Origin of the sequence: Stenotrophomonas sp. MH181796, from assembly GCF_009659995.1 — a bacterium.
In the GTDB taxonomy this organism is placed as follows: domain Bacteria; phylum Pseudomonadota; class Gammaproteobacteria; order Xanthomonadales; family Xanthomonadaceae; genus Stenotrophomonas; species Stenotrophomonas riyadhensis.
The window spans coordinates 303,782-328,589 of record NZ_RAHU01000007.1; the positions used below are offsets into that span (position 1 = coordinate 303,782).

Here is a 24,808-nt window from a genome sequence, read left to right on the forward strand (position 1 = left end):
GGCCTGCGCCGCATCCTTGCAGCAACGCGTCACTGGTAGATGCATGCCTCACGTCCGACCGCGCGAACGACACAAAGAAAAAGCCCCCGGCTTGCGCCGAGGGCTTTTAAAGTTGGCGGAGCGGACGGGACTCGAACCCGCGACCTCCGGCGTGACAGGCCAGCATTCTAACCAGCTGAACTACCGCTCCGCACTGAAACTTTGCAGGCGCCCAGTATATCCGAAGACTTCCTGGAAACCCAGCCCGATGAACACTTTTTTCAAAGTTTTTTCACAGGGACTTAAGAATTCTGCAATGGCGGAGCGGACGGGACTCGAACCCGCGACCTCCGGCGTGACAGGCCAGCATTCTAACCAGCTGAACTACCGCTCCGTTCTTGCAAAAACCCTTTCGTCTTCTTCCCGAGCCTGTCGGTGAGAAGACAAGGCCCCCAGCTTTAGGCCGGGGGCCTCGATGTAATGGCGGAGCGGACGGGACTCGAACCCGCGACCTCCGGCGTGACAGGCCAGCATTCTAACCAGCTGAACTACCGCTCCGCACTGAAACTTTGCAGGCGCCCAGTATATCCGAAGACTTCCTGGAAACCCAGCCCGATGAACACTTTTTTCAAAGTTTTTTCACAGGGACTTAAGAATTCTGCAATGGCGGAGCGGACGGGACTCGAACCCGCGACCTCCGGCGTGACAGGCCAGCATTCTAACCAGCTGAACTACCGCTCCGCACTGTTACCTTGCTTGTTTTCCACCGGCCTGGGCCGGGAAGAAAACAAAGCCTCCAGCTTTTGGCCGGAGGCCTCGTTGAATGGCGGAGCGGACGGGACTCGAACCCGCGACCTCCGGCGTGACAGGCCAGCATTCTAACCAGCTGAACTACCGCTCCGCACTCAAACTTTTACCGCGGTGCTGTGGTGGGTGCTGAGGGTTTCGAACCCCCGACCCTCTCCGTGTAAAGGAGACGCTCTACCGCTGAGCTAAGCACCCCAGCGAGCCGCTTAGTTTACAGCATCCTTCAGGGCCTTGCCAGCCTTGAACGACGGATTCTTCGAAGCAGCGATCTTGATGGTGTCGCCGGTCTTCGGGTTGCGGCCGGTGCGGGCAGCACGGTCGCGGACCTGGAAGGTACCGAAGCCAACCAGGGTGACCGCATCGCCGTCCTTCAGCGCCTTGGTGACGGCAGCAACGACGGCATCGACAGCGCGGCTGGACTCGGCCTTGGTCAGGTCGGCAGCTTCAGCAACGGCATCGATCAATTCGGTCTTGTTCATTCTCTACAACTCCTTTGGCGGTGGGTTCCGCTTATTCGACAGGGAAGCAACCGCACGCGTTCTGCATGCGGCCGCCATGTGGAAACGGTTCGCCGATTCAGTGATCGCTGACAGCGATCACTCATTCGCGAGTGCTGCTTTTATACCAGCGGCCCTACCCCCACGCAAGGTGAAAAGCCAGCAACGACGCGGGTTTCGGGCCATTGGACAGCGCGCGTCAATGCTTGACGCGCGCGCTTCCACTCGGTTTGGCCTTGCTGCGCACCGTGACACGTTGCGCACTCTTGCGCGCCTTCTTCGGTGCCAGCGGACGCTCCAGCGCCAGGTCCAGGACTTCTTCGATGTACTTCACCGGCACGATCTCCAGATCGCGGGTGACGTTGGCCGGAATGTCGGCCAGGTCCTTGCGGTTCTCTTCCGGGATGATGACCGTGCGGATGCCGCCACGCAGTGCGGCCAGCAGCTTCTCCTTCAACCCGCCGATGGCGGTGACGCGACCACGCAGGGTGATCTCGCCGGTCATCGCCACATCGGCGCGCACCGGCACCTTGGTCAGCATCGACACCAGCGAGGTGACCATCGCCGCGCCGGCACTCGGGCCGTCCTTCGGGGTGGCGCCATCGGGCACGTGCAGGTGCACGTCGTGCTTCTGCAGGAAGTCGCTGTCGATGCCAAAGCCCACGGCGCGCGAACGTACCACCGACAGTGCCGCCGACGCCGATTCCTTCATCACGTTGCCGAGCTGGCCGGTCAGGATCAGCTGGCCCTTGCCCGGCACCAGCGTCGATTCGATCTGCAGCAGATCGCCACCGACTTCGGTCCAGGCCAGGCCGGTGACCAGGCCGATCTCGTTTTCTTCCTCGGCGCGGCCGAAGTCGAAGCGACGCACGCCCAGGTACTTGTCCAGGTTCTTGCTGGACACACTGACCAGCGCCTTGGACTTCTTCGCCCCCTTCTTCGCCTTCACCGGCTGCGGGCCAGCCAGCGCGATCTCCTTCACCACCTTGCGGCAGATCTTGGCGATCTCGCGTTCCAGGTTGCGCACGCCCGATTCGCGCGTGTAGTAGCGCACGATGTCCTGGATCGCATCACTGCCGATCTCCAGCTCTTCCGGCTGCAGGCCGTTGGCCTTGATCTGCTTCGGCACCAGGTAGCGGGTGGCGATGTTGAGCTTCTCATCCTCGGTGTAGCCGGGGATGCGAATCACTTCCATGCGGTCCAGCAGCGGGCCCGGAATGTTGAGCGAGTTCGAGGTGGCCACGAACATCACTTCGGACAGGTCCAGGTCCACTTCCAGGTAGTGGTCGTTGAACGCGTTGTTCTGCTCCGGGTCGAGCACCTCCAGCAGCGCCGACGACGGATCGCCACGGAAGTCCATCGACATCTTGTCGATCTCGTCGAGCACGAACAGCGGGTTCTTGCTGCCGACCTTGTTGAGGTTCTGCACGATGCGGCCCGGCATCGAACCGACGTAGGTACGACGGTGGCCACGGATCTCGGCCTCGTCGCGTACGCCGCCCAGCGACATGCGCACGAACTTGCGGTTGGTGGCCTTGGCGATGGACTGGCCGAGCGAGGTCTTGCCCACGCCCGGCGGCCCGACCAGGCACAGGATCGGGCCCTTCATCTGCTTCACGCGCGACTGCACCGCCAGGTACTCAAGGATGCGTTCCTTGACCTTCTCCAGGCCGTAGTGGTCGGCATCGAGGGTGTCCTGCGCGGCCTTCAGGTCCTTGCGCACCTTGCTGCGCTTCTTCCACGGCACGCCCAGCAACCACTCCAGGTAGTTGCGCACGACCGCCGCTTCGGCCGACATCGGCGACATCTGCTTGAGCTTGTTCAGTTCATTGCGTGCCTTGGCTTCAACCGCCTTCGGCATGCCGGCTTCGGCGATCTTGCGGGCCAGCTCTTCCAGCTCGCCCGGTGCATCGTCCAGGTCACCCAGTTCCTTCTGGATGGCCTTCATCTGTTCGTTGAGGTAGTACTCGCGCTGGCTCTTCTCCATCTGCGACTTCACGCGGCCGCGGATGCGCTTTTCCATCTGCTGCACGTCGATCTCGCCGTCGACCAGGCCGACCAGCATCTCCAGGCGGTCACCGACGGCCAGCGTTTCCAGCAGGCGCTGCTTGTCGGCCAGGCGCACGCTGATGTGCGCGGCGATGGTGTCGGCCAGGCGGGCCGGCTCATCGATGCCCGACAGCGTCTGCAGCAGCTCCGGCGGCAGCTTGCGGTTGGTCTTCACGTACTGCTCGAACAGCGACATCAGCGAGCGGGCGATCGCCTCCACCTCGCGTGCTTCGCGCTCGTCGGTGGCGTCGATCTCCACGGCCTGGCCATGCAGCGAGCCGTTGCGCTCGTCGACGTGGGTGACCTGCACGCGCGACAGGCCTTCGACCAGTACCTTGATGGTGCCGTCGGGCAGCTTCAGCAGCTGCAGCACCTGCGCCAGCGTACCGACCTGGTAGAGGTCGGCCGCATGCGGGTCGTCGGTCTCGGCCGACTTCTGCGCCAGCAGCAGGATGCGCTTGTCCGCTTCCATTGCCTGTTCGAGCGCGTGCATGGACTTGTCACGACCGACGAACAGCGGGATGACCATGTGCGGGAACACCACTACGTCGCGCAGCGGCAGGACCGGCAGGTCGAGGGTTTCACTTGGGGAACGGGCCATGGGGGCTCCAGGGAAGGGGAAAACCGCCTCCGGGAGGGCATCTTCCGGAGACAAAAAAAGCCGATGGCCCCGTTATGGGGCCATCGGCTTTCAGATGCAAGGCATTCCTTGAAAATCCTTTCCAATCAACAACCTGGAAGGATCACTCGGCGCCTGCGGCCTTCTGTTCAGGGGCCGCCGGGGTCTGGTAGATCAGGTACGGCTCGGACTTGTGCTCGATCACCGACTCGTCCACCACCACCTTGCTGACGTTTTCCTGCGACGGCAGGTCATACATGGTGTCCAGCAGGACCGATTCGACGATGGTGCGCAGGCCACGGGCACCGGTCTTGCGCTTGAGCGCCTTCCTGGCGATGGCCGACAACGCGTCCGGACGGAACTCCAGCTCGACGTTCTCCATCTCGAACAGCTTCTTGAACTGCTTGGTGATGGCGTTCTTCGGCTCGGTCAGGATCTTGATCAGGGCCGGCTCGTCCAGCTCCTCCAGGGTCGCCACCACCGGCAGGCGGCCGACGAACTCGGGAATCAGGCCGAACTTGATCAGGTCTTCCGGCTCGACTTCGGCCAGCACCTTGCCCACTTCCTGCTTGCGCTCGCTGCTCTTGACCTTGGCGCCGAAGCCGATGCTGCCGACGTCGGTGGAACGGGCCTGGATCACCTTGTCCAGCCCGGCGAACGCGCCGCCGCAGATGAACAGGATGTTCTTGGTGTCCACCTGCAGGAATTCCTGCTGCGGGTGCTTGCGGCCGCCCTGCGGCGGAACGCTGGCCACGGTGCCTTCGATCAGCTTCAGCAGGGCCTGCTGCACGCCTTCGCCGGACACATCGCGGGTGATCGACGGGTTCTCGCTCTTGCGCGAGATCTTGTCGATTTCATCGATGTAGACGATGCCCTGCTGTGCCTTCTCGACGTCGTAGTCGCACTTCTGCAGCAGCTTCTGGATGATGTTCTCCACGTCCTCGCCCACGTAACCGGCTTCGGTCAGCGTGGTGGCGTCGGCCATGGTGAACGGCACGTTGAGCAGGCGGGCCAGGGTCTCGGCCAGCAGCGTCTTGCCCGAACCGGTCGGGCCGACCAGCAGGATGTTCGACTTCGCCAGTTCGACGTCGTCGTTCTTCTGCCGGCTCTCGATGCGCTTGTAGTGGTTGTACACGGCCACGGCCAGGGTGCGCTTGGCGCGGTTCTGGCCGATCACGTACTGGTCGAGGACCTCGAGGATCTCGCGCGGCTTGGGCAGCGAACTGCGCGCCGACTGCGCCTTTTCCTCAAGTTCCTCACGGATGATGTCGTTGCACAGCTCCACGCACTCATCGCAGATGAATACGCTCGGACCCGCAATCAGCTTGCGCACTTCATGCTGGCTCTTGCCGCAGAAAGAGCAGTAGAGGATCTTGCCGGTGTCCGTGGAACGACCTTGGCGGTCTTCGCTCATGCTTCGCTTACCCAGTTACCCCACCCGCTGAACGGGGGTTCGATTCGAGAATAGCACAGGGCCGAGGGGACACCAGTCCCGCCCGACCCTGCAGGAACGGGGCCTCCCTGGCCCCGTGAAGGCCGGTCAGCCGGCCTGGATCGACTCATCCGGACGACGCTCCAGGACCTGGTCGACCAGACCGTAGGCCTGCGCCTCGAAGGCGCTCTTGAAGTTGTCGCGCTCGGTGTCGCGGGCGATCGTCTCCAGCGACTGGCCGGTGTGCTTGGCCAGCACCTCGTTCAGGCGCGAACGCAGGGTCAGGATCTCACGCGCGTGGATGTCGATGTCGGTGGCCTGGCCCTGGTAGCCACCCAGCGGCTGGTGGATCATCACGCGCGAGTTCGGCAGCGCATAGCGCTTGCCGGCTTCGCCCGCGGCCAGCAGCAGGGCGCCCATCGAGGCGGCCTGGCCGATGCAGGTGGTGCTCACATTCGGCTTGATGTACTGCATGGTGTCGTAGATCGCCATGCCGGCGGTGACCACGCCACCCGGCGAGTTGATGTAGATGTTGATGTCCTTTTCCGGGTTCTCCGATTCCAGGAACAGCAACTGCGCCACCACCACGTTGGCCATGTGATCGTCGATCGGGCCCACGAGGAAGATCAGGCGCTCCTTCAACAGGCGCGAATAGATGTCGTAGGCACGCTCGCCGCGGCTGGTCTGCTCGACCACCATCGGAACCAGGTTCAGGGCTTTGGTTCGGTTGTCCATTACGTGAGGTACCTATCTTGGGGGGCAACAACCCCGCGCCGGCAAAGGCGCGGGGCATCCGGTGATCCGCCCGGGCTTACTGGCGGATCGCGTCCTGGAACGACAGCTTCTCTTCGGTGTGCTGGGCACGCTCGGCGATCCAGTCGATCACCTGCTCTTCCATCACGCGGTTCTGCAGGCCAGACATCAGCTGGGGGTCGTTGCGGTACATCTCAATGACCTGTTCCGGCTCTTCGTAGGTCGAAGCGATCAGGCGCATCGTTTCGTTCAGGCGCTTGGCTTCCAGGCGCAGGTCGTTGATGCGGGCCACTTCACCGACCAGCAGGCCGACCAGCACGCGCTTGGCGGCCGCTTCCTTGAAACCTTCATGGGCATCGGCCGGGATCTCGCCGACGTTCTGGCCGTTGCGGCGGATCTGCTCGACCTGCTGGGCCAGCATGGCGCGGGCTTCGTTCTCGACCAGGCGCGGCGGCATTTCCACCGACGAATAGGCGGCGATCAGCTGCTCGCCCACTTCGCGGCGCAGGCGGTTCATCAGGGCCCCCTTCAGCTCGCGCTCCAGGTTGGCACGGATGTCACTGCGGAACTGCTCGACGTCGCCGCCCTTCACGCCGAAGCTCTTGATGAAGGCTTCGTCGACCGCCGGCACGACCGGCTCGGACACTTCAGCGACCTTGACGGTGACCTGCACGGTCTTGCCCGCCAGCACCGGCACGCGCCAGTCAGCCGGGAACTCGACGTCCAGGGTCTTCTCTTCACCCTTGGCCAGGCCGACCAGGCCCTTTTCGATGGTGTCGAACATCATGCCCTGGCCGAGCACGATCGAACCCTTCTCGGTGCCTTCGGCCGGCAGGCGCTCTTCGCCGGCCTGCGACCAGGTTTCCACCGCGACCAGGTCACCGTCCTGCGCGCCACGGCTGACCGGGGCCCAGGTACGACGCTGGTTCTGCAGGTTCTCGATCATCTGGTCGATGTCGGCGTCGGTGATCTCGGCGCTGTGGCGCACGACGGTCAGCTTGCTGACGTCGATATCGCCGAAGTCCGGCACCACTTCCACGGTGGCCACGAAGGAGAATTCACCCTCGTCGCCCTTGTCGATGCGCGGGCTGCCGACGATGCGCAGGTCGTGCTCGCGCACGGCGGCATCGAAGGTTTCGCGCAGCAGGCCGTCCAGCGCCTCGCCACGGACCTGCGCGCCGAAGCGCTGCTCGATCACCTTGGCCGGCACCTTGCCCGGACGGAAACCCTTGATGCGGGTGGTACGGGCGATTTCGCCCAGGCGGCCGACGATGTGGCTCTGCAGACGCTCTTCCGGCAGCGAGAAGCTCAGGCGGCGTTCCAGGTTGCCGGTGGATTCGATCGAAGCTTGCATGTTGACTCCTGCCACCGGTGGCCCAGGCCCCCGGCTCGATGATTGGGATGAAACGGTTGTAAGGACACGACGTCTGGGACGCGCCTGCTTGCCGCAGCCCTTTAGTTTCGCCCAATTCGGCCTGCACTGCCAGCGCGTGCCGGTCAAGTGGGCGCAGATGGCCCGATCAGGGCGGGGACAGGCCGGCACTGGTGCGAAAGGGGGGACTCGAACCCCCACGCCTTGCGGCACTGGAACCTAAATCCAGGGCGTCTACCAATTCCGCCACTTTCGCGTGGCCGGCACAGGCGTTCATTGTCGCAGGCAGGGGCTGGAAGCGGAAGACCTGCACAAAACTGAACATGGCCATCCGCGCGCGACTGGCGCGCTGGGACCGCCCCGGCGAGCGCCCGCTCAGCCGGGGCGGCGGTGGTTCAGTGCTGCGGCCTGGCCTCGGCAGGCGCCGTATCGGCCCCCTGCCCGGCCGCAGGATCCACCTTGCGGATCTCCACGCCCCCGTCGTCGGTACGGCGCAGGGCCACCGACTCCGGCGCGGCCTTGCGCACATCCACCGAACCCTCCGCATTGCGCTGCACGTCCACCGCGTCGGGCAGGACCTCCCCTTCCGCAGGCTGAGCCGGCTGCATCTGCATGGCGTCACCCACCGGGCGCGCCGGAGTGCTCTCCGTGCCAGCATCGCGTTCGACGGTCTGCGCGGGATCATTGCCCGGCGTGCAGGCAGCCAGCGCCATCAGCGCGAAGGGAACCCACAGCGTGCGGTGCAATCGATTGATACCAGTCATCAACATCTTCCTTCGTGCATGCGCCATCGACGCGGAAGATCCATTGGGTGCGATGCAGGACGCGATGCGCTGAGAAGCAGCGCACAGCATTGAAAACACTGATGACGCGTATGCCCCTGATTTCAGCATCGCTTCAGCAGATCCACGCCATGCGTGGATGACGCGCAACCCGGCGTACAGGCAAGAAAAAAGCCACTTGGCGAACCAAGTGGCTTTTGTCTGGTGGGCTGTCAAGGATTCGAACCTTGGACCTATTGATTAAGAGTCAACTGCTCTACCAACTGAGCTAACAGCCCGAAATCGGGGCGCGAATTATGACCCGATCCGCTCGGAGGGTGCAAGCACTTTCTTCAACATCGTTGAAACCAGCACTGCGATCCCGCTGCGTTGCAGATCCACGCCAGGCGGGGCTCTGCAACCTGTGATCCATCGAAACGAAAGGGTCACACTAATAAGAAAAAAGCCACCTGGCGTACCAGGTGGCTTCCGTCTTGGTGGGCCGTCAAGGATTCGAACCTTGGACCTATTGATTAAGAGTCAACTGCTCTACCAACTGAGCTAACGGCCCGTGAAACTCAGACGCACATTGTAGCGTGCTTTCTGTTTATTGCAATACCGTTTCGGCTGCGCCGATGCGGTTGAATCAGTGGGGTGGCTGAGGGGATTCGAACCCCCGACCACCGGAATCACAATCCGGTACTCTAACCAACTGAGCTACAGCCACCACTGAAACTTTTGCTCCATCGCCGATACCGCTGACGCTGGAACCTCAAACCGTTGCCTGGAGACTGTCACCGAAGTTCCGGTCCGCCGAAGCGAGTCCGATATTCTGGTGGAGTCTTTACCCTTTTGCAAGCACTTCTTCACATCCGCCGATGCGATCCCGGTGCTCGCCGATGGCGCGCCCGACAGGAATCGAACCTGTAACCGCCGGCTTAGAAGGCTGGCGGACTCTGCATTGTAGTCAATAGCTTAGATTGAGTTCAATTCAGGACGCCTGCGGACAGGCCCCTAGTCTCGCAATGAGCAGCTCCCGTGTATTCGGGAACCCTCTCCGCTCACCAACCACGTAGATCGCGCAACCCTGCCCTCACCCATGCCTTACGTGCGTCCCTCGGACGGGGTTTCATCTGGGCCGGTGGCTTACGCGGCTCCAGCGCTGCCTTGATGCGCTCCACCTCCTCCGCCCCAGCCTCAGCCAAGCGCCGGGCTTGTTGCTGCTGCTCGCGGGTCGGCGGCAGACCAGGAAGTGGCGGCGGCGGCAGGATCGGGGTGCTGTCGGTCAGACGGGCGACGGCCTCGCGCAGCGGTAGGTCGGGGTACAGCCTGGCCGCGCACCAGCGCTCCGCGTAGCGCTTCGCCTGTCGGACGTTGGCGGCGCGCGCTTCCTTTGTGTGCCACATCTTCTGGCCTTCCATCCAGAGCCGGACGCCGGGACCGCCATCGAGCGTGACGTTCGCCGTTTCCCGGCCGTTGTACCAGAGCGCCCAGCGCTCACCGGTCTGGACCCAGCCAGAGGGGATAGGTGCGGTGCGGAAGCCGTGGGAGTGTTGCATGGGCGGAAGGATACGGCCGGCCGTCGCAGATCCTGCGAACGCAGTGGCGACCTGCCTGAACCGTTCTGGGAAGGGATTGTTAAGCGCTGCATCAGCGATTTGACGAAATCGTCAATTTGCCCGAATCGCCTTGCGGGGTGCCGGTGCGGCGCTGCTCAGGCAGCCTCGGCGAACGGCTCGACCAGTGCCACCAGCATCTCCATGGCGGTGGCTGGGCCAGCTTGATCGCCTCCCCGCTGCAGGAAGGAAGTCCAGTCGGCCCGCACCAGCTGCACCAGCTCCGGCGGCGACAGGGGGATGCAACGCATCGGCCAGTAGGGAAGCCGGCGCTGCCCGACCCGCCCCCGTGCAATCTCGATCAGGCTTGAATGGCTTGTGGCGCCCGCTGCTCTGGAGAAGGCCACATCCAGGCCGTCGGGCGGCCCCTCCATGTACGCGAGGAACCTCCGCCCATCAAACAGCGTGACGCCGGTAACCCCGGCAGTGCGATTGAATCGCTCTGCGTCCGCCATGATCTTGGACAGGTTGGCCGTGGTCAGGTCGCCGACCGCTTCGCTGACAAATACAACAGCCCTGTTGGGCATGTCTCTCTCCGGCCTCCATGGGGAGTCCGAGCGTAGAACCGCTACCGTAAGTTTCGCGTAGAGGCCGCCTGACCGGCGTCACAGTTCGCCCGGGCCCTACACGTCCCGGCCACGCTCAGCCGGGCTACCCTCCGGCCATGTGCGGCCGATTCGTCCAGCTCCCCGTGATCGACTTCGGCCAGCCGGGGCTGGCTGACCTTGCCCCCGGTCTGGCCGAGATCCAGCCCAGCTACAACCTGGCGCCGACGCAGCGCGCCTCGGTGATTCTGGATCGGGGCGAAGGCCGGCAGGTTACCCGCCTAGCGTGGGGCCTGCTCCCTTTCTGGGCGAAAGCCAAGGGCCTGCAGGGCTCGACCATCAACGCCCGTATCGAGACGGTGGCCACCAAGCCCGCCTTCCGGTCGGCGTTCAAGAAGCGGCGCTGCGTGATCCCCATGGCGGGCTATTACGAGTGGTCGGTGAGCCCCGAGGACGGAAAGAAGGACCCGTGGTTCATTCATGCAATCGGGCCGCTGCTGGCCGCCGGCCTGTGGGAGGACACCAGCCCCCTACTGCCCGATGGCAACCTGGGCACCTTCACCATCATCACCGGCGACAGTAGCGGCGTCTCGGCCGACATCCACGACCGCATGCCGGTCTGGCTACAGGCCGACCAGATCGATGACTGGATGGCGGCCAGCCCGGACGATGCCATGGCGATGCTGCTGGCAAGCTCGCCTCCATCCATGGAAGCGTACCGGGTAAGCCGCACCGTCAACACGCCACGCAACAATCGCGAGGATCTACTCCAGCAAGTTGCGTGACGCCTACAGCAGGGTGGCCTGGCTGTCGTCCCAGCTCTTGATGATCAACTCTCCGAACTTCTTCCCCCTCCCCTGCCCGCCGCCAATGGTGTAGTCGAGCTGCAGCGGCACCAGGTCGAAGCCAGCGAAGACCTCGCGGATCTCAGGATGGTCGTTGATCGAGACCACGAAGCGGCCGGCCGAGGTGCGCATCAGCTCGGCCATCGCCTCGTACTCAGCAAACGGGAACTCAACGCCATAACCCTCCGTCTCCCAGTACGGCGGGTCCAGGTAGAACAGTGTCCCCGGGCGATCGTAGCGCCGCACGCACTCCTGCCATGGCAGGCACTCGATCACCGTGTTCGCCAGGCGGAGATGCACGGCGCTCAGCTCCTCCTCGATGCGCAGAAGGTTCAACCGTGGACCGCCGGCAGTCACCACACCAAACGACTGCCCCTGCACTTTGCCGCCGAAGGCGAGCTTCTGCAGGTAGTAGAAGCGCGCTGCGCGCTGAATGTCGGTCAAGGTCTCCGGCCGCTCCATCTGTGCCCATTCGAACATCTGCCGCGACACCAGCGACCAGCGGAACATGCGCACGAATTCGTCCAGGTGATGACGCACGCAGCGGTACAGGGACACCAGCTCGCCGTTGATGTCGTTGAGCACTTCCATCTGGGCTGGGTATGGCCGCATCAGCAGCGATGCAGCGCCGCCGGCGAAAGCCTCGACATAGCAGTCGTGGATTGGGAAGTGCGGATAGAGGTGCTTCAGTAGGCGGCGCTTGCCGCCCGGCCAGGAAATGATGGGCTTGGGCATGGGTTCTCAGTATTTGCGATAGGAGGAGCCGACAATCCCGCCGCTCTCGCGAGGGCGACGGGGCCACGGCCAATGCCAGGTGCTGAGATCACCTGTGTTGCGGCGCTGCCTGGATGCTTGCCGGCATCTGGGCAGCGCCCTGTTTCGTCAGACAGTCAATTCATAGAGCGGCAGATTCGGTGCAGCTTCCACCAACCTGCCGCCACGCACCCAGACGTTGTACGGAACCGTCAGCTGCAGCTGCCCGAAGGCGCGCATCTGCACCCCGTCGTAGGTGGTCAAACTGCTGGTGCCATCAGAGTTGTGCGCGGTGACGGTAGCGATCAGCCTCGGGCTGCCGCCTACCAGGTCACCGAATTGATCCCACAGGTCAGTCCGCATCGGTGTAGTGCCTCTCCAGGGTTGCTGTCTGCTCAATCACCACAGCCCGGTCGTCGGCAGACACCTCGATCCGCAACGACTCGCACTGGCCGTGCCACGTGCCATCAGCACCGACCACCTCCACCAGGTCCAGGGGCAGCAGCAGCCCAACCTCCCCAGCCTTGAGTGGCTTCGCGAACAACGGCACCGTCAGGTCAACGGCAGCCTGCTCTCCGCGATCGCACAGGATGTTCCTGCCCCGCTCCGCGCCGGCTGCCGGCACGGTGATCAAGGGGCTGCTGACCTGCTGGGCGTAAAGGCGCCCCTCCTCTCCCGACTTGCGCACCTTGCACGTCACTCCCTTCCCTGCCAGTTCCCCCGTCACCACCACCGCGTCGTACAACGGCGCGCTGCGCATCTGCAGGCTTTCAGTCAGCACGATGTCCTCCTGCAGTACGTGATCTGGCTGCGTGGTGCGCCAATCCCACGGACTGACCGGATAGGCAGCCCGCACGCGCATGGCGAGCGCGGCGGGGTCCGACTGGACAACACCCCCACTCGCTTCGGCGAGCGCGCTGATGGCGTCCAGCGGCGTGCTGGCGTCGTAGAACCAAGCGCCTGCCGGCACGTTCCAGTCGACGGTGTCGTACGTGCTGGTGAAGCCGGTATCGGCCAGCTCCTCTGCCACCAGCTGCGCCATGCTGCGTTCTTCCGTGGTGGCCTTGACCCGAGCCGGCGCGTACGGCGCTGCCAGGAGGGCGGTGCGGGAACGACCGCTCAAGCGAACACCTCCGCCATTGAACTCCCTCTGCTTCTGGAAGCTCTCGATGATGCCCGTCCAGACGTAGCCATTGAGATTGACCTCGAACTGCCTGGGCCCTGCGGCGGTGGGCTTCAGCAACGCGAGCTGCTGCGGATCTGCCAGCTCGATATCGAACGTCCACCCCCACGTGCCGCGACTGGCACCAAGCGAGATGCGGGTCACCTCGATGGGGACGCGATCAGGGAGGCGGACAAGAGATACGGAGTTGATCACGACATAGGTCCTGCGTTGAGGGCGCACCACATAGCAAGCGGCGACGCCAAGATTGAGAGGGACAAGGCCCAGCACGCCCACGACAGAGCACCCCAGATTCAGACCGACCTGATCCCCCCGAGGGAAGGGACTTTCAGGATCTGGGTCAGGGTCTGGTCCAGGCCCGGGGCGCACACCCCACGAGAGCTTGGCTGCAGCCCCCCACGGCAACTTTGCGTAACGGCGACTCGCGGGAGGAACGCGCCACGCCAGTTCAGTGATCGCGTCCGCTTTCGGCCACCATCCATGCCAGCGAAGAAGGCTCGATTCCCGAGCTGTAGCGAGCGCGCGCCAAGGGAGCTGACTACCTAGACCGACCGAACGCAGACGCCCACCCCACGGCAATGCAAGGTTCGGCGTCAGTAGCCCCTGCTGCGCCCACCGCAGGTCAGTCCCGCTACCCACCCAACCCATCTCGGAACGCCATGCGCTCGAAACCTCTTGCCTGGCAAGGTCGGATGCGGCCCAGCAAATAGCGGTGTCGCGCCCAACGCGCTCACCGAGCGCCCACGCAGCACTGGTCTGGACGGTTAGCGAAGCGCCGCTTCCCCATCCAATTTGACTCAGCGTCCTGCGGCGATCTGGACGCGTCCACGTGAGCCGAGACTGCTGTCGAATGCCCCGAATCACCGGTTCGACAGGCTGGTCGTCCCACTCCACCCCCAAGTTCAGAGGTAGGTATGCGCCAGACCCCAAATGCTTGGGGCCCAGATTGAGCGATGCAAACGCACCAGGCTTTGCCATCAGCGCACCATGGGAGCAGGCCGGACCCAATCCTGAATCGCAGCGTTAACGCGGCCAGCCTCATCCAAGCCAAGAACAATGTACTCAACGTCAGCGATTCGCTCGACCCGCCACGTGCCATCGGGGTTGCTGCGAACGTCGGCCACGAGAGCCATCGTACGGCGCTCCAACACTCGAACCCTTACCACGGCCGGCTGGTTGAGCACGCGCGCACGGCCATCGGGGCTGTCCGGGTTTCCCGGGTCACTCGGCAAGTCTCCCCCAAGGTAGAAAGCCCCCCTGAAAATAACTGCCTTGGAAATCCTGAAAGAACGATTTTGGGCACGCATGGCTCACCACTTTGCCGTCATATCGATCAGAAACTGACCTGCGTACGGCCCTATCGCAGACGGCGAATTGCTGTTCAGCACATTGAAGGATTTGACGTAAAGAGTCTTCCCCGGAAACGCATCGAGATCGACCAACATCTCACCACTCAGAAATGGCCGCGCATGCAATGGGGAGTACGCACCTGGCAGACACCCCCTTGCCAGATAGGCCCCTTCCTTCATCAGCGGCCGTTCGATCAAGACACCGCCAGAGATCGGATCTGGAAACACAACGCCACCCGATCCAATCGCATTTCCGTCGGTGCCGTAGCTCGGATTTACCAGATGCAAAGGGATCGATCCGGGCTGCTGTGTGTAGGCCCTGAGTGCATAACAACAGACACTGCTAGGCATGCCACCATAGAGCGAGGTTGTCGTGTGCAGCAAACCATCCCCAACACTGTTGGCCGGGGTGACCATCGCGTTTCCGCCCACCATGAAGTGCGATTTGTCCCCTGGAAGAAATGACTCGATGTCCCCGGCAAAGAATGGAAATGCCGGGATTGCCATGTACGGATTGGAAGACGGCAGGCTGTAATAGTTCACGAAGAGGTACATCGCCTGATCCGTGGCAATGATCTCCCAGGGCCGAGAATTTCCGTTGTTCTCGCTTGACTTCAACAGGAGAATTCCATTGGCGCGCTGCCCGGTGGTGGGTGCGGGCCCAGTCCCGGCGTCGACATCACTCATCGTTTCGTAAGCTCGCGCGTACGCGTATCCGGGCGTCGCGCTCGGCTCCTCAACACGAAGATAGCCGCCCGAACCATCCACGTGATTGTTGCGGTATACGCGCTTGTTAGTCGCGGTGAAGGTTCGAACCCAGCCTGCGCCAGGCTTGAAATCGGCACCGACCCCATACCCATTAACCAGCACCGCATCCAGCAGTGCCACAAGGCTGCCAGCCACGCCGCTCAACTGCGGGGCACCAGGGTCAGTAGAACGATAGATTCGAGGCAGCGAGGCCATTATGCGGCTCCTTCGATATTGCCGATTACCTGGATACGAGTTGAATCGGTAACCACTTCCGGGGTCCCAGGCAGCGTCGTGCGAATCATCCACACCGGAGCCAGACCACCCACGGTGTTGAACCGCACCACATTGTTGGTCGACCAACCACCGCCCCACCCCTCTTTCCGCATGCGGAAGTAAGGCTGCGCTGTGCGTGGATTCACCGGCGCAAGATCAGACGTTGTGTTGCCTGAAGCGATCACGCCCACCGTTTCACCGATCAGCTCGAACTGCGTCGCGGACGTGAACCGCACAGCCCAACGCTCAGTGATTGCATCCGCATTGGTCACCACCAGCGGATAGTCGGTGTCGTTGTAGGTACCAGGGGCCACGCTGCCGGAGGGCGCATCGGCCCATACGTTTGACCAGGCGGCCTGATCAAACAGGTTCACCACCCGCGCCTGCAGATCCAGCGAGCCATTGGCCTCGCCCAGACGCAGGGCGGTACTGATCATCGCCTCGCCCACTGGATAGTCATGGGTCAGGCCGGTGTTGATCTCAATCTCGCCCGTGATCTGCGGCTGCACCACCAGCCGCCGATCCTCAACGCGCTCGCTGATCGTGATGGGCAGCGCGTAGGCAGAAAGGTTCAGCGGATCACTGAACTTCAGCGTGCCCACGTCCAGGTCAGCCACGAACCATGCCGCATCCACAGGCGCGCCCAGCGAGTCGCGAACCTCGATGGCCGCCACCCGCCCACGACCGAAGGAAACTGTCTGATTCGCCTGGGGCGAGGCCACCACATGCTTGGCGGTGTGGTGGATCAAGACTGTCTGCCCGGGCTTGAAGGCCGGGGCGCGCCCGTCGCTCGGGAGCCGCACCGACGACAGGCCGATGACAACCTCCGACAGCGGAATCGAGCGGTAGACGACCGCCCCCATGTAGATGGAGCCGGCCAACACCAGCGCCGGGCGCCAGATCCGGTCGCCCTCCACCAGGTCTGGATCGAACCAGGGCTGGCCCTCATTGCCAGCCACCGGCACCAACTGGCCGAACTGCACTTTGGCGACACCACTCTCCCAGTCCACCATGCCGCGGATCTGCGCACCGGAGATCACGCCGTTGATATCGGCCGTTGCCGTGAGCAGCTCGCCGTCCAGGCGGTTGGCGCGCAGCGTGAACATACCCGGCCGCAGCGGCGAGCCGGGCGCACGGAAGAAGCTGTTGGCAACGCCCGGGTCACCGATACGCGTCAGCAGAGACTGGATCTGCACGCCGTTGGCGCCACCGGCCAGCCATTGGGTCAAGCTCACCACGCCAGCGGTGTAGTCGATGGTGCCGGCGTACACACCCGCCCCGGTCAGTGGGTCGACGGTGTGATACAGACCGCCACTGCGGTCCACGTAGGTCCGGCCACGGAAGCTGAACCTGACGCTGCCTGGCACGATGCTGTCGCTGATGGTCGGTGTCAGCTGCAGGGACACCGGCGGCAGTGGCAGCGATTCCTCGGCCGATTCCGTGCCAGCACCAGCCAGAATCCAGCCAACCGAGACGAGCGTGCCTGCGGAGAACTGCGCCAGCACGTCCACGCGGCCATAGCCCACCACCTTCAACCTTCCCGAGCGCAGTTCGTACTGCGGGTACGACACCTGACGAACCATGAACTTTCCGGCCTGCAGGCTCACCGCGCCGGTGCTGTAATTGATAGCCCCCAGCGCGGTGGTGGCGGCCGTGTCGCCCACCGAGACAGCCACCAGGTTGCCGTTGCCGTCGTCCTTGGCGATGACGCGCATGGGCTGTGGCGCGGAAGCCAGATCGTACGCGTCGCGCATGACGGTGATTACCCAATCCAGCATCACCGAGCCAGGCTTGACCGGACCCTGCGGCAGCGTGAATGAGACCAGGCCGTTTCCATCCGGCACCGGCTGCGGCGCGGCATGAAGCGGCTCACCCCAGTCGTAATTGACCGCCACCTGGCTATTGGCGTCGGGCAGCGTCTCCAGTTGCAGCAGGCACTCTCCCGTTGCATAGACGATTGAGCCGCGAAGCTGACCAGCGATGAGCAGGCCACCGACGCCATTGTCGACCACGTTCACATCCGCGCCGCCCACCCGCACCGTCAGGCGCACGGTGCCAGGCACGGCACCGGCATTGCCCAGCATGAACCGCAATGCAGGGGGCTTGATGTTGGTGTCGCCTGCACGGGCCTCGGCGATGATCGATGTGCCCCAGGCGCTGATGACGCTGCTGTCCAGGTCGGGTAGCGCACCGGTGGTCAGCACCAGAGAGCCGGTCATGTAGTTGATGGTGCCGCTGCCCTGCCCGGGCTTGCCAACGAGCTGGCCACGACCGTTGTCGGTCAGGCGGTACCAGCGTCCAAGCGCACGGTAGTCCACCACGACAGTGCCCGGCGCCGGCAGCGGCGCCAACTGTGCCAGCCAGACCATGCCCTGATTGTTCTGGGTCACCGCGATCTCATCGGTGAAGCCTTGCATGGGAATGGTGCCGGCGGGCGTGGCGGTGATGCTGACGCTTGTGCTGCCCACACCGGTGGAATGAACCAGCGACACAGCGCCAGTCTGATAATCCACGGTGCCCGACCAGGGCGTGACCGCTCCAGACGCCAGGCCGCCGGTGCCGTCATCTGAAAGCTCGACGCTGCCCACCAGCACCTTCACGCTGCCGACAGCCATGCCCGTGCCCAGGAAGCGAGTGACGGAAACACCGGCCACGAATGCGCTGGTGAAGCTCAGGGCCAGGCTGTTGACCGGCCCCGAGGGGACGTGGCTCAACGTCCCCATACCAGCCAGAACGTCGCTCACGGCGGTTTCAGCGGTGGACGTGGGGACGATCGGCACATAGGGCGAGTCGATCTGCACGGACAGGTCACCGGGTTTCCCGGCAGCCGTGAGGCGCTTCACGCTGTGGTAGCTGGTGGCATCAACCACATTGGTTTCATAGACCCGGGTGGCCGGTTTCGTCGCGGTGTACCGAATGACCTCCTGACCGTAGAAGTTGAGCAGCAGCGCGTTGACCAGCTCGATCACCAGCACGTCACGTTCGAAAGCGCCCTGGTCGTCGGTGAACGTCCGTGTCGTCCGAGAAAGCACGTTCTTCACCCGCACGTACTGCTCGCCGGGATCGCGCCCCGAGGCAGCCAGCGTCAGCAGGCTCAGGTTGTCGTTGATGTCCGGGCTCGGCGCATCCTTGGTGGTGTAGACCTGGATCGTCATCTGGCCGATGAAGTGGTCGCCCAGCAGGATGAATCGCGATTCTGTGCCGCGGGTGATGTAGCTCTCCACCCGGTTCTTGGCGTCCAGGCGCACATCGCTGTAGGAGCCGGTGGCGAACATGGTCACGGTGACGCGCGGGTCGGACGGCGGGTCGATCAGCACCGCGATCGCATCCTTGAGCACGTCCGGTCCGGGCGTGTCCACATGCACGAACATCTTGCGGAGCGTGGAGCGTCCCGTGGTCCGCTCTTCATCACCGATGTCGGGGAACAGGTTGTTCATCGCTCCATCGACAATCTCGGCCTGGACCATACGGCCGCCGCCATCAGGGTTGTCGGTGAGGCGCTGCGACTGGCGCATCTTGATATCGGTTGCAAGGATCGTCATTGGTTCAGACCGTCATAAGGCGAAGGGTGATGGAGAAGTAGTCGGCATCGAGCGCCGGCACCGCGAATCGGCAGGGCTCAGCCTCGACGGCAGCCCCCTCGGTCCGGCGCCACCGGACCTGGAACGTGCGGTCACCGCCGTTGTGCGCCGGCAGAATCAGCGTCAACGGGGCAACCTGCAGCTGCCCGCTCAGCTCCTGCAGCTGGCGCAGCACATCCAGCCGCACCGGGCCGACGTACGCCTGGCCATCCCGGGTGGTCTGTAGGGTGATCGGCCGACCGGCCTGTCGCGCGGACTCCTGGACGATCAGCGCCCCAGTCAGGCTGGTGCGAACCTGCTGCCCGACGCGCCAAGCAGTGAACTCGTCCGTCCATTGCATATCTGCCGGAAGCTCAACCCCGGCCAGGACAACTCGACTCATCGCGCCCCCCTGACCGACACCGCACGGCTTCGCTCGATCTTTCGCAGCACGATGGGGGCAACCAGACCTGCAATGCGCTCGGCCTGCTGGATTTCTGCCGCCGTCGCGCCCGCTACCACTTCCTTGCTGGGAGCCTTCCAATCGATGGTCAGAACCTGCTCTTTCGTATCGCCTGCTTGAATGCGAGAAGCATCGGCCTTGGCTTGCGCCTCGGCCTCGGCCAACGCCGCCTTGCGGCGCTCTTGGGCAGCCTGCTGTGCCGCTTTCTCCTTTTCCAATCGCTTGGACTCGATCTGGTTTTCGAGCTGAACGATGGCATCCAGCTCACCCGCTCCAACCAAGTCGAAGCGCTCGGCCAGCTCCTTCCGCTTGCCGGAAATCTCGTCCATGCCGTCCAGCAGCTTCTTCTGTTCCTCCGTGTACTTCGCCAGGTCCTGACGCTGCCTGTAGAGAGAATTCCAGATGTTCGCGAACTGCTGCAGGCTGTTCGGCCCGTTCATTTGACCCAACAGTTCTCGGGTCTTGTCGGAGATTTCTCCCATGTTGAGGGAGAATCCACGGGCAGCTGTGGATGCGCTACCGAGGTTGTCGCCAGCCGCAGCGGCGCCGGCAGCCACCCGCTCCACGCCACTACCCGCCTCATCAGACGCCTGCTTGACTTCCTTCAGCGCACCCGTGACCTTCTGCGCTCCCTGCTCCACGCGCCCCATAGCCGACTCGCCCTTCGTGCCGAGTTCACCCAACGCGTCACCCGTCTCGTAGATGGCGCCCTGCACATCCAGCTGCGACTGCACCTGGTTCCGGCGCCATGCATCACTGTCGGCCACAGCGGCCTTGGCGGTATCGGCATACGCGCGGAACGCACGGCGCACGTCATCAACAGAGGCCTTCCCGCTGGAGGCCCCCTTGCGGATAGTCTCGAACGCTTCCCAGGCTGAGTCGCGTGCAGCATTCAGCGACTGCTGCGACTGAATACCGAGACGCTGGAATTCATCGGCCAGCGGGTTCAGGCCCGCCTCGATCTCGCGAAGCCGCGCACGTAGCGCCGCAGCCGCGCGGGCCGCCGAATCGAAGCCGACCCGTCCCTGCTCGCCCGCTGCTTGCAGCAGATTGCCGAGAGTGCGCGCCTCGTCCAGCGTGGCGACGTTGCCCAGCGCAGCCTTGAAGGCAGCCTCGATCTGGGCGCTGGTCGCCACCGCGTTCTCGGTAATTGCCCCGAATGCGGCGATAGCATCACGGCCGGCCTGGGTGAAGCCGACCCCCAGCTTTCCCGAGGCGACGCCCAGCTTGGTCATCGCGGCAAGCAGAGTGGTCTGCAGTACCGCAGCAGCGTTCACAGCGCCCTGTGGCAGCGAGTTGAACGCCGCCTGCGTCGCACCCTGGAACCGGGCGAGCTCTTCACCCGACAACTGCTGCAGCGTAGCGAGAAGGCCATCGCGCACGTTCCGCTCGGCCACAGCACCCTGAGTAGCGATGAAGCCCAGCGCTTCTCCTACTGAGGCAAGGCTAGCCGTATCGGCAAAATTGAGCCCGGAGAACATCTTGCGGATGGACTCGGCCGCCAGCTTGGCGTTGCCATCAATCCCCTCCAGCTGCTGGACAACCAGCTGCGCCGCGCCGCCGATGCCGTTCTTCATCGCGTCGGACGCCGTCCGGACAGCGGTCCGCAGCGCTGCAAAACCTGTCGAGACGTCCAGCAGCTGCTGCGTCACCTGGCCCAACTGCTGCAGCTGCTCTGCCGTCGCCATACCGGACTTCTTCTGCATTAGCAGGAAGCCCTCCTGCGCGGTCAGGTACTGTTCAAGTCCAGACAGACGCTTTTCATAGGCCAGCCGCTCTGCCTCTCCCAGCTTAGTGACTTCCTCGGCTGACTTGATGACCACGTCACGGTAAGCAATGAAGGACACCGCCTGCTGGCGGAGTTGCAACGCGGAATCACGCACTTGGCTGATGTAGGCGCGTTGTGCCTCCCCCGCTGCCTTCAACTCAGTGCTGTTGTGACGAAGTACGTCCTCGGTGAATATCTTCAGCCGCTTCAACCCTTCAATCGCGGCCCATATGAATAGAAGAGGAAGATTGATCTTGATAGTCTTCGGAAGACTGCTTAGCAGCGCCCCGAAACTGCTGATCCCCCGCCGACCAGTCGCAACTGCTGCATTGTTCGCAAGTTGAGCCTGGGTCGTCGCGATCAACGCCAAGCGCCATGCGTTGAGCTGAAGCAATGCACCAACAATCTTGAACTGGGCGTATACGGCAATCATCATTCCGATAACACGAACATGTTCGAATACGAACTGCGTCGTGCCTTTTACCGCCTCGGCCATGGTGATGATGGCCTGGGCCGTCTGCCTGGCCCATCGGGTGAGACTACCGTCCTTGGCCAGACGGTCCAGCGTTTCCAGAAGCGTGGTGAGCTGTTCCTTGAAGTAGGTCAGGACGCCCTGGTCGGCGACTTCCTGCTTCCAGTCCTTGAACCGATCAGTGGCCGCCTTCCACAGGCCGGCGATGGTGCCCACCTTCGCCGCTGCGGCCGCGCCGCCGTACGACTCGGCAAGCAGGTCCAAGATGATGGACTGTGCCTGCGCAACCTGACCCGTCGCTTCCAGACTCTTGATCAGGGCCTTCTGGCTGTCATCCAGGGTGAAGCCTTGCTTGCTCAGACTCTCCATGGCCTTGGACGGCGTCTGCAGCGCCTTGCCCACCACCTCGGCCGACTGCTCCAGCGACATACCCAACCGCTGGGCCTGATCGATGGTGATCTGCATCGCCGCCGGGAACTGCTCACCGACGATGTTGGTGTAGGACAGAAGGCGCACCTGAGCTGCACTGATTTCCCCATCGTCAAACAACCCACCCTGAAGCTCCTTCCGCATGGCGGCCAGGCTCTGCGCCGTGAATTCACTGGTGCGCCCCGTGGCGTGCAAGGCAGCTTCCAGCTGCGCCAGCTCCTGCTCGGCGTCGCTGCCTTCCTTCACGATGGCCTTGATGCCCTCGACCACCCGGTTCAGGCCGACAAACGCGATCGCACCCGCAGCCACAGCCTTCAGCTTACCGAACCAGCTGACCGTGCTCTCGGTAGCCGAGGCCAGGTCGCCGCTGCCGGCTGCAGCATCAGCGGCGCGCTCGCGGTATTCGGCCAGCGATTTGGCCGCCGCCTTACTGGTGGTGGCCTGTTTGCGGAAGGCAGCCTCGCCTTCCTCGATCTGCTGCTTGCGCCGACGCCCCGCCTCGGCCTCTGCCGCAGCGGCCCGCGCCTGCTCAGTGAGTGCCGCCGCGCTGCGGGTTGCCTCGATACGCAGGCGCTGCTGGTGGTCAGCCAGGTTGGCGGTGTTGACGCCAAGCGAGGACAGTTCGTCATCAGCCTTGGCAACCGCATCCCACTGCTCGGTAAGTGCCTTCTGCAGCCGCTCACCCTCCTTGCGCAAGTCGCGCTGGGCCGCCAGCACTTCGCGCGAGGGCTTCTCCATCTCGCCGATACTGAGGCTGAGCGAAAGCGCGGCCTTCTGGTTGTCGCCAAACTGCCGTTCCAACTCGGCCAGGTCGGTCAACATGCCATCAAAGGCATCCGCCTTCGCTGCAGCGGCGTTCAGCCCGGTGAGAGAGTCAAGCAGTTTCGAGGCCTTGCCGGCCGTCTCGACCGATACGTCACCCAGGTCGCCGAACGCCGCGCGCAGTTCGTCCACACCCTCGCGGCCCTGGGTTTCAATGACAACCCGAATTGCTTCTTCCAGCCGATCAGCCATTGGTATTTCCGTTGATGCGCCACTGGCGGCGCAGTTCAGTCACGTAGGTGGTGTGCAGGCGGTCCATCAGCCGGCCACGTGCGGTGAGGGCGCGGCTGTTACCGTCGGCGCCGGAGAGCATCTCGAAGGGGCTAGGCCCGCGCAGGATGCGAACCGGCCCACGGCCGTACCGCTTCTGCTGCGCCCGATCCCAGCTGCGCACCCGGATGGCCTTGCGCCCCTTGATCGTGGCGATGAAGGCGCCGTCGTAGGTTTTTGATTCGCCTAGGCCGATGCTGGCCGTCGCGCCCTTTGATTTCCTGCCAGCCCAGCGGCCACCGAACTCGATCAGCGAGATCTGCCGGGTGCTGGCCCAGATCGACAGGAAGTCATCCCTGCTGCGCTTGCCGGTGCTGTAGCCCCGTTCACCCGTCTCCACGCGGTATTTCCCGCGGAGGGCCGCAGCACGGATGTTGTAGGACGCCCGGACCTCCTGCGTGGTGGCCGGCCCTGCACGGCGCTGCAGACCGACAAAGGCCCGCTGAACCGAAAGGTCATACCGGTTCAGCACCTCGCCGGCCAGATCGGTCAGGCCGTGGAAGCCTTTAGCCCGCCGACCGCTGACGTAGTACTTGAGCAGGTTGTTGGCGCGATTGGATGCCACTAAGCCCTTCCTGATTCATGCGGGGAGGGCGCCGTACGGGCGCCCTCCCCTTGCCAAGGTCACCAGCTCGCTCAGCCCGCCGACTGCGCGGCAATCTTGAAGGTGTAGAGATCGGCCTCACCGGACTGGAAGATCACCGGACCGGTCAGGGTCACCTGGATCGGCTCGTCGCTGAACCAGTCCACGTCACCATCCACAGTGAGGTCGACGTTCGGGATCGTCAGCAGGCCCTCGTCGCCGCTGATGCGGTCCTGCATGTCGCCCAGGATCTGGAACGACTTGCTCGGGGTGGTGCCGCCGCTGATGGCCGTTTCCAGGTACGCGTCGTACTTGTAGTTGGCCACCACGGCGTCATCGGCCTGCAGTGCGCCGCCGGGCTTCGGGATCAGCAGGCCATGCACCGAGTCCAGGGTGTAGTCCGTGCCTTTGACCAGGTCGACGGCGCCCTTCTTGAAAGTCGGCTCGGTATCGGCCAAGAGGAAGTTGTGCGGCAGCTTCACCGGCGTGTCCAAGCTACCCACGATTACGGAAACGTCAGTCGCAGTGCCGGCAGCGACCTGCGTGGACACCAGCGTACCGTACAGCATGCGGGCCAGGATGGCAGTCGGCACCTCCAGCGCAGTGATGGAGACGCTGGTGACACCGGGATTGGAGTCCTTGTGGATGATCTGCTGATACCGCGCATCACGGCGCTTGCTCTTGATCTCCACCGAGTCGCCAGCTTCGTAGCTGAACGTCAGCGACGACTGTTCGAGCGGCTGGTTGCCGAACTTGTCGGCCGGCTCGGGGATGACAGGAATGCGGGCGCCGTTCGCGCCGTGCTCCCAGAAACGCAGATCGCCTGCGAACTTGCGGACTTTGGGCTGTGCCATGGTA

General features: G+C 63.7%; 18 protein-coding genes and 10 tRNA genes. 1 reads left to right on the forward strand and 27 read right to left on the reverse strand.

The window, feature by feature from the left end:
- Positions 1-113 precede the first annotated feature (113 nt).
- From D5301_RS18605 to D5301_RS18690, 18 genes are all read right to left on the reverse strand, one after another.
- A tRNA-Asp gene (locus D5301_RS18605) sits at positions 114-190 on the reverse strand.
- A 106-nt stretch (positions 191-296) separates the two neighbouring features.
- Positions 297-373, reverse strand: a tRNA-Asp gene (locus D5301_RS18610).
- Positions 374-460: 87 nt separating this feature from the next.
- Positions 461-537 (reverse strand) — tRNA-Asp (locus D5301_RS18615).
- Positions 538-643: 106 nt separating this feature from the next.
- Positions 644-720 (reverse strand) — tRNA-Asp (locus D5301_RS18620).
- An 83-nt stretch (positions 721-803) separates the two neighbouring features.
- Positions 804-880 (reverse strand) — tRNA-Asp (locus D5301_RS18625).
- A gap of 26 nt (positions 881-906) precedes the next feature.
- Positions 907-981: transfer RNA gene (locus tag D5301_RS18630), tRNA-Val, on the reverse strand.
- A gap of 11 nt (positions 982-992) precedes the next feature.
- Positions 993-1,265, reverse strand: coding sequence for an HU family DNA-binding protein (locus D5301_RS18635; protein WP_004146343.1), 273 nt, complete (start codon positions 1,263-1,265; stop codon positions 993-995).
- Between the two features lie 217 nt (positions 1,266-1,482).
- Positions 1,483-3,933 (reverse strand): endopeptidase La, encoded by a 2,451-nt coding sequence (lon, locus tag D5301_RS18640; protein WP_049422624.1) that lies wholly within the window; start codon positions 3,931-3,933, stop codon positions 1,483-1,485.
- Positions 3,934-4,075: 142 nt separating this feature from the next.
- Entirely contained in the window at positions 4,076-5,365 is a 1,290-nt protein-coding gene (gene clpX, locus D5301_RS18645) for an ATP-dependent Clp protease ATP-binding subunit ClpX (protein WP_004154600.1), read from the reverse strand.
- Between the two features lie 126 nt (positions 5,366-5,491).
- Positions 5,492-6,118 (reverse strand): ATP-dependent Clp endopeptidase proteolytic subunit ClpP, encoded by a 627-nt coding sequence (gene clpP, locus D5301_RS18650; protein WP_004146318.1) that lies wholly within the window; start codon positions 6,116-6,118, stop codon positions 5,492-5,494.
- Positions 6,119-6,194: 76 nt separating this feature from the next.
- Positions 6,195-7,490 carry a trigger factor gene (gene tig / locus D5301_RS18655; RefSeq protein WP_049400909.1) on the reverse strand — a complete coding sequence of 432 codons (1,296 nt, stop codon included), beginning with the start codon at positions 7,488-7,490 and terminating at the stop codon, positions 6,195-6,197.
- A gap of 189 nt (positions 7,491-7,679) precedes the next feature.
- A tRNA-Leu gene (locus tag D5301_RS18660) sits at positions 7,680-7,764 on the reverse strand.
- A 139-nt stretch (positions 7,765-7,903) separates the two neighbouring features.
- Positions 7,904-8,272, reverse strand: a complete 369-nt coding sequence (locus D5301_RS18665; RefSeq protein ID WP_153856519.1) for a hypothetical protein — start codon at positions 8,270-8,272, stop codon at positions 7,904-7,906.
- Between the two features lie 220 nt (positions 8,273-8,492).
- Positions 8,493-8,568 (reverse strand) — tRNA-Lys (locus tag D5301_RS18670).
- Between the two features lie 196 nt (positions 8,569-8,764).
- Positions 8,765-8,840, reverse strand: a tRNA-Lys gene (locus D5301_RS18675).
- Between the two features lie 79 nt (positions 8,841-8,919).
- Positions 8,920-8,996 (reverse strand) — tRNA-His (locus D5301_RS18680).
- A gap of 334 nt (positions 8,997-9,330) precedes the next feature.
- The gene (locus D5301_RS18685) at positions 9,331-9,828 is read right to left on the reverse strand and encodes a hypothetical protein (RefSeq protein ID WP_153856520.1); all 498 of its coding nucleotides are present in this window, start codon (positions 9,826-9,828) and stop codon (positions 9,331-9,333) included.
- A 155-nt stretch (positions 9,829-9,983) separates the two neighbouring features.
- Positions 9,984-10,412: a BLUF domain-containing protein gene (locus tag D5301_RS18690; protein WP_153856521.1), complete on the reverse strand. Its 429-nt coding sequence runs from the start codon at positions 10,410-10,412 to the stop codon at positions 9,984-9,986.
- 137 nt (positions 10,413-10,549) lie between these two features.
- On the opposite strand from D5301_RS18690, the gene D5301_RS18695 reads away from it, so the two are divergent.
- On the forward strand, positions 10,550-11,215 hold the full coding sequence (locus tag D5301_RS18695) for an SOS response-associated peptidase (RefSeq protein ID WP_153856522.1): 666 nt from the start codon (positions 10,550-10,552) through the stop codon (positions 11,213-11,215).
- 3 nt (positions 11,216-11,218) lie between these two features.
- Here D5301_RS18695 and D5301_RS18700 read toward each other — a convergent pair whose 3' ends face one another.
- The 9 genes from D5301_RS18700 to D5301_RS18740 all read right to left on the reverse strand — a co-directional run bounded on the left by D5301_RS18700 (position 11,219) and on the right by D5301_RS18740 (position 24,804).
- On the reverse strand, positions 11,219-12,010 hold the full coding sequence (locus D5301_RS18700; protein ID WP_153856523.1) for a DNA adenine methylase: 792 nt from the start codon (positions 12,008-12,010) through the stop codon (positions 11,219-11,221).
- 147 nt (positions 12,011-12,157) lie between these two features.
- Positions 12,158-12,391 (reverse strand): hypothetical protein, encoded by a 234-nt coding sequence (locus D5301_RS18705; RefSeq protein ID WP_004152742.1) that lies wholly within the window; start codon positions 12,389-12,391, stop codon positions 12,158-12,160.
- On the reverse strand, positions 12,381-13,406 hold the full coding sequence (locus D5301_RS24295; protein WP_228756443.1) for a hypothetical protein: 1,026 nt from the start codon (positions 13,404-13,406) through the stop codon (positions 12,381-12,383). Before D5301_RS24295 ends, D5301_RS18705 begins: the two co-directional genes overlap by 11 nt.
- A gap of 1,115 nt (positions 13,407-14,521) precedes the next feature.
- Entirely contained in the window at positions 14,522-15,523 is a 1,002-nt protein-coding gene (locus D5301_RS18715; protein WP_153856524.1) for a hypothetical protein, read from the reverse strand.
- Complete coding sequence (locus D5301_RS18720; RefSeq protein ID WP_153856525.1) at positions 15,523-19,125, reverse strand: hypothetical protein; 3,603 nt, start codon at positions 19,123-19,125, stop codon at positions 15,523-15,525. Before D5301_RS18720 ends, D5301_RS18715 begins: the two co-directional genes overlap by 1 nt.
- 4 nt (positions 19,126-19,129) lie before the next feature.
- Entirely contained in the window at positions 19,130-19,546 is a 417-nt protein-coding gene (locus D5301_RS18725; protein WP_153856526.1) for a hypothetical protein, read from the reverse strand.
- Positions 19,543-23,289 (reverse strand): phage tail length tape measure family protein, encoded by a 3,747-nt coding sequence (locus tag D5301_RS18730; protein WP_153856527.1) that lies wholly within the window; start codon positions 23,287-23,289, stop codon positions 19,543-19,545. The genes D5301_RS18725 and D5301_RS18730 overlap by 4 nt, the downstream gene beginning before the upstream one ends.
- On the reverse strand, positions 23,282-23,932 hold the full coding sequence (locus tag D5301_RS18735) for a hypothetical protein (protein WP_279907057.1): 651 nt from the start codon (positions 23,930-23,932) through the stop codon (positions 23,282-23,284). The genes D5301_RS18730 and D5301_RS18735 overlap by 8 nt, the downstream gene beginning before the upstream one ends.
- A gap of 71 nt (positions 23,933-24,003) precedes the next feature.
- Entirely contained in the window at positions 24,004-24,804 is an 801-nt protein-coding gene (locus D5301_RS18740) for a hypothetical protein (RefSeq protein ID WP_153856528.1), read from the reverse strand.
- Between the last annotated feature and the right edge of the window lie 4 nt (positions 24,805-24,808).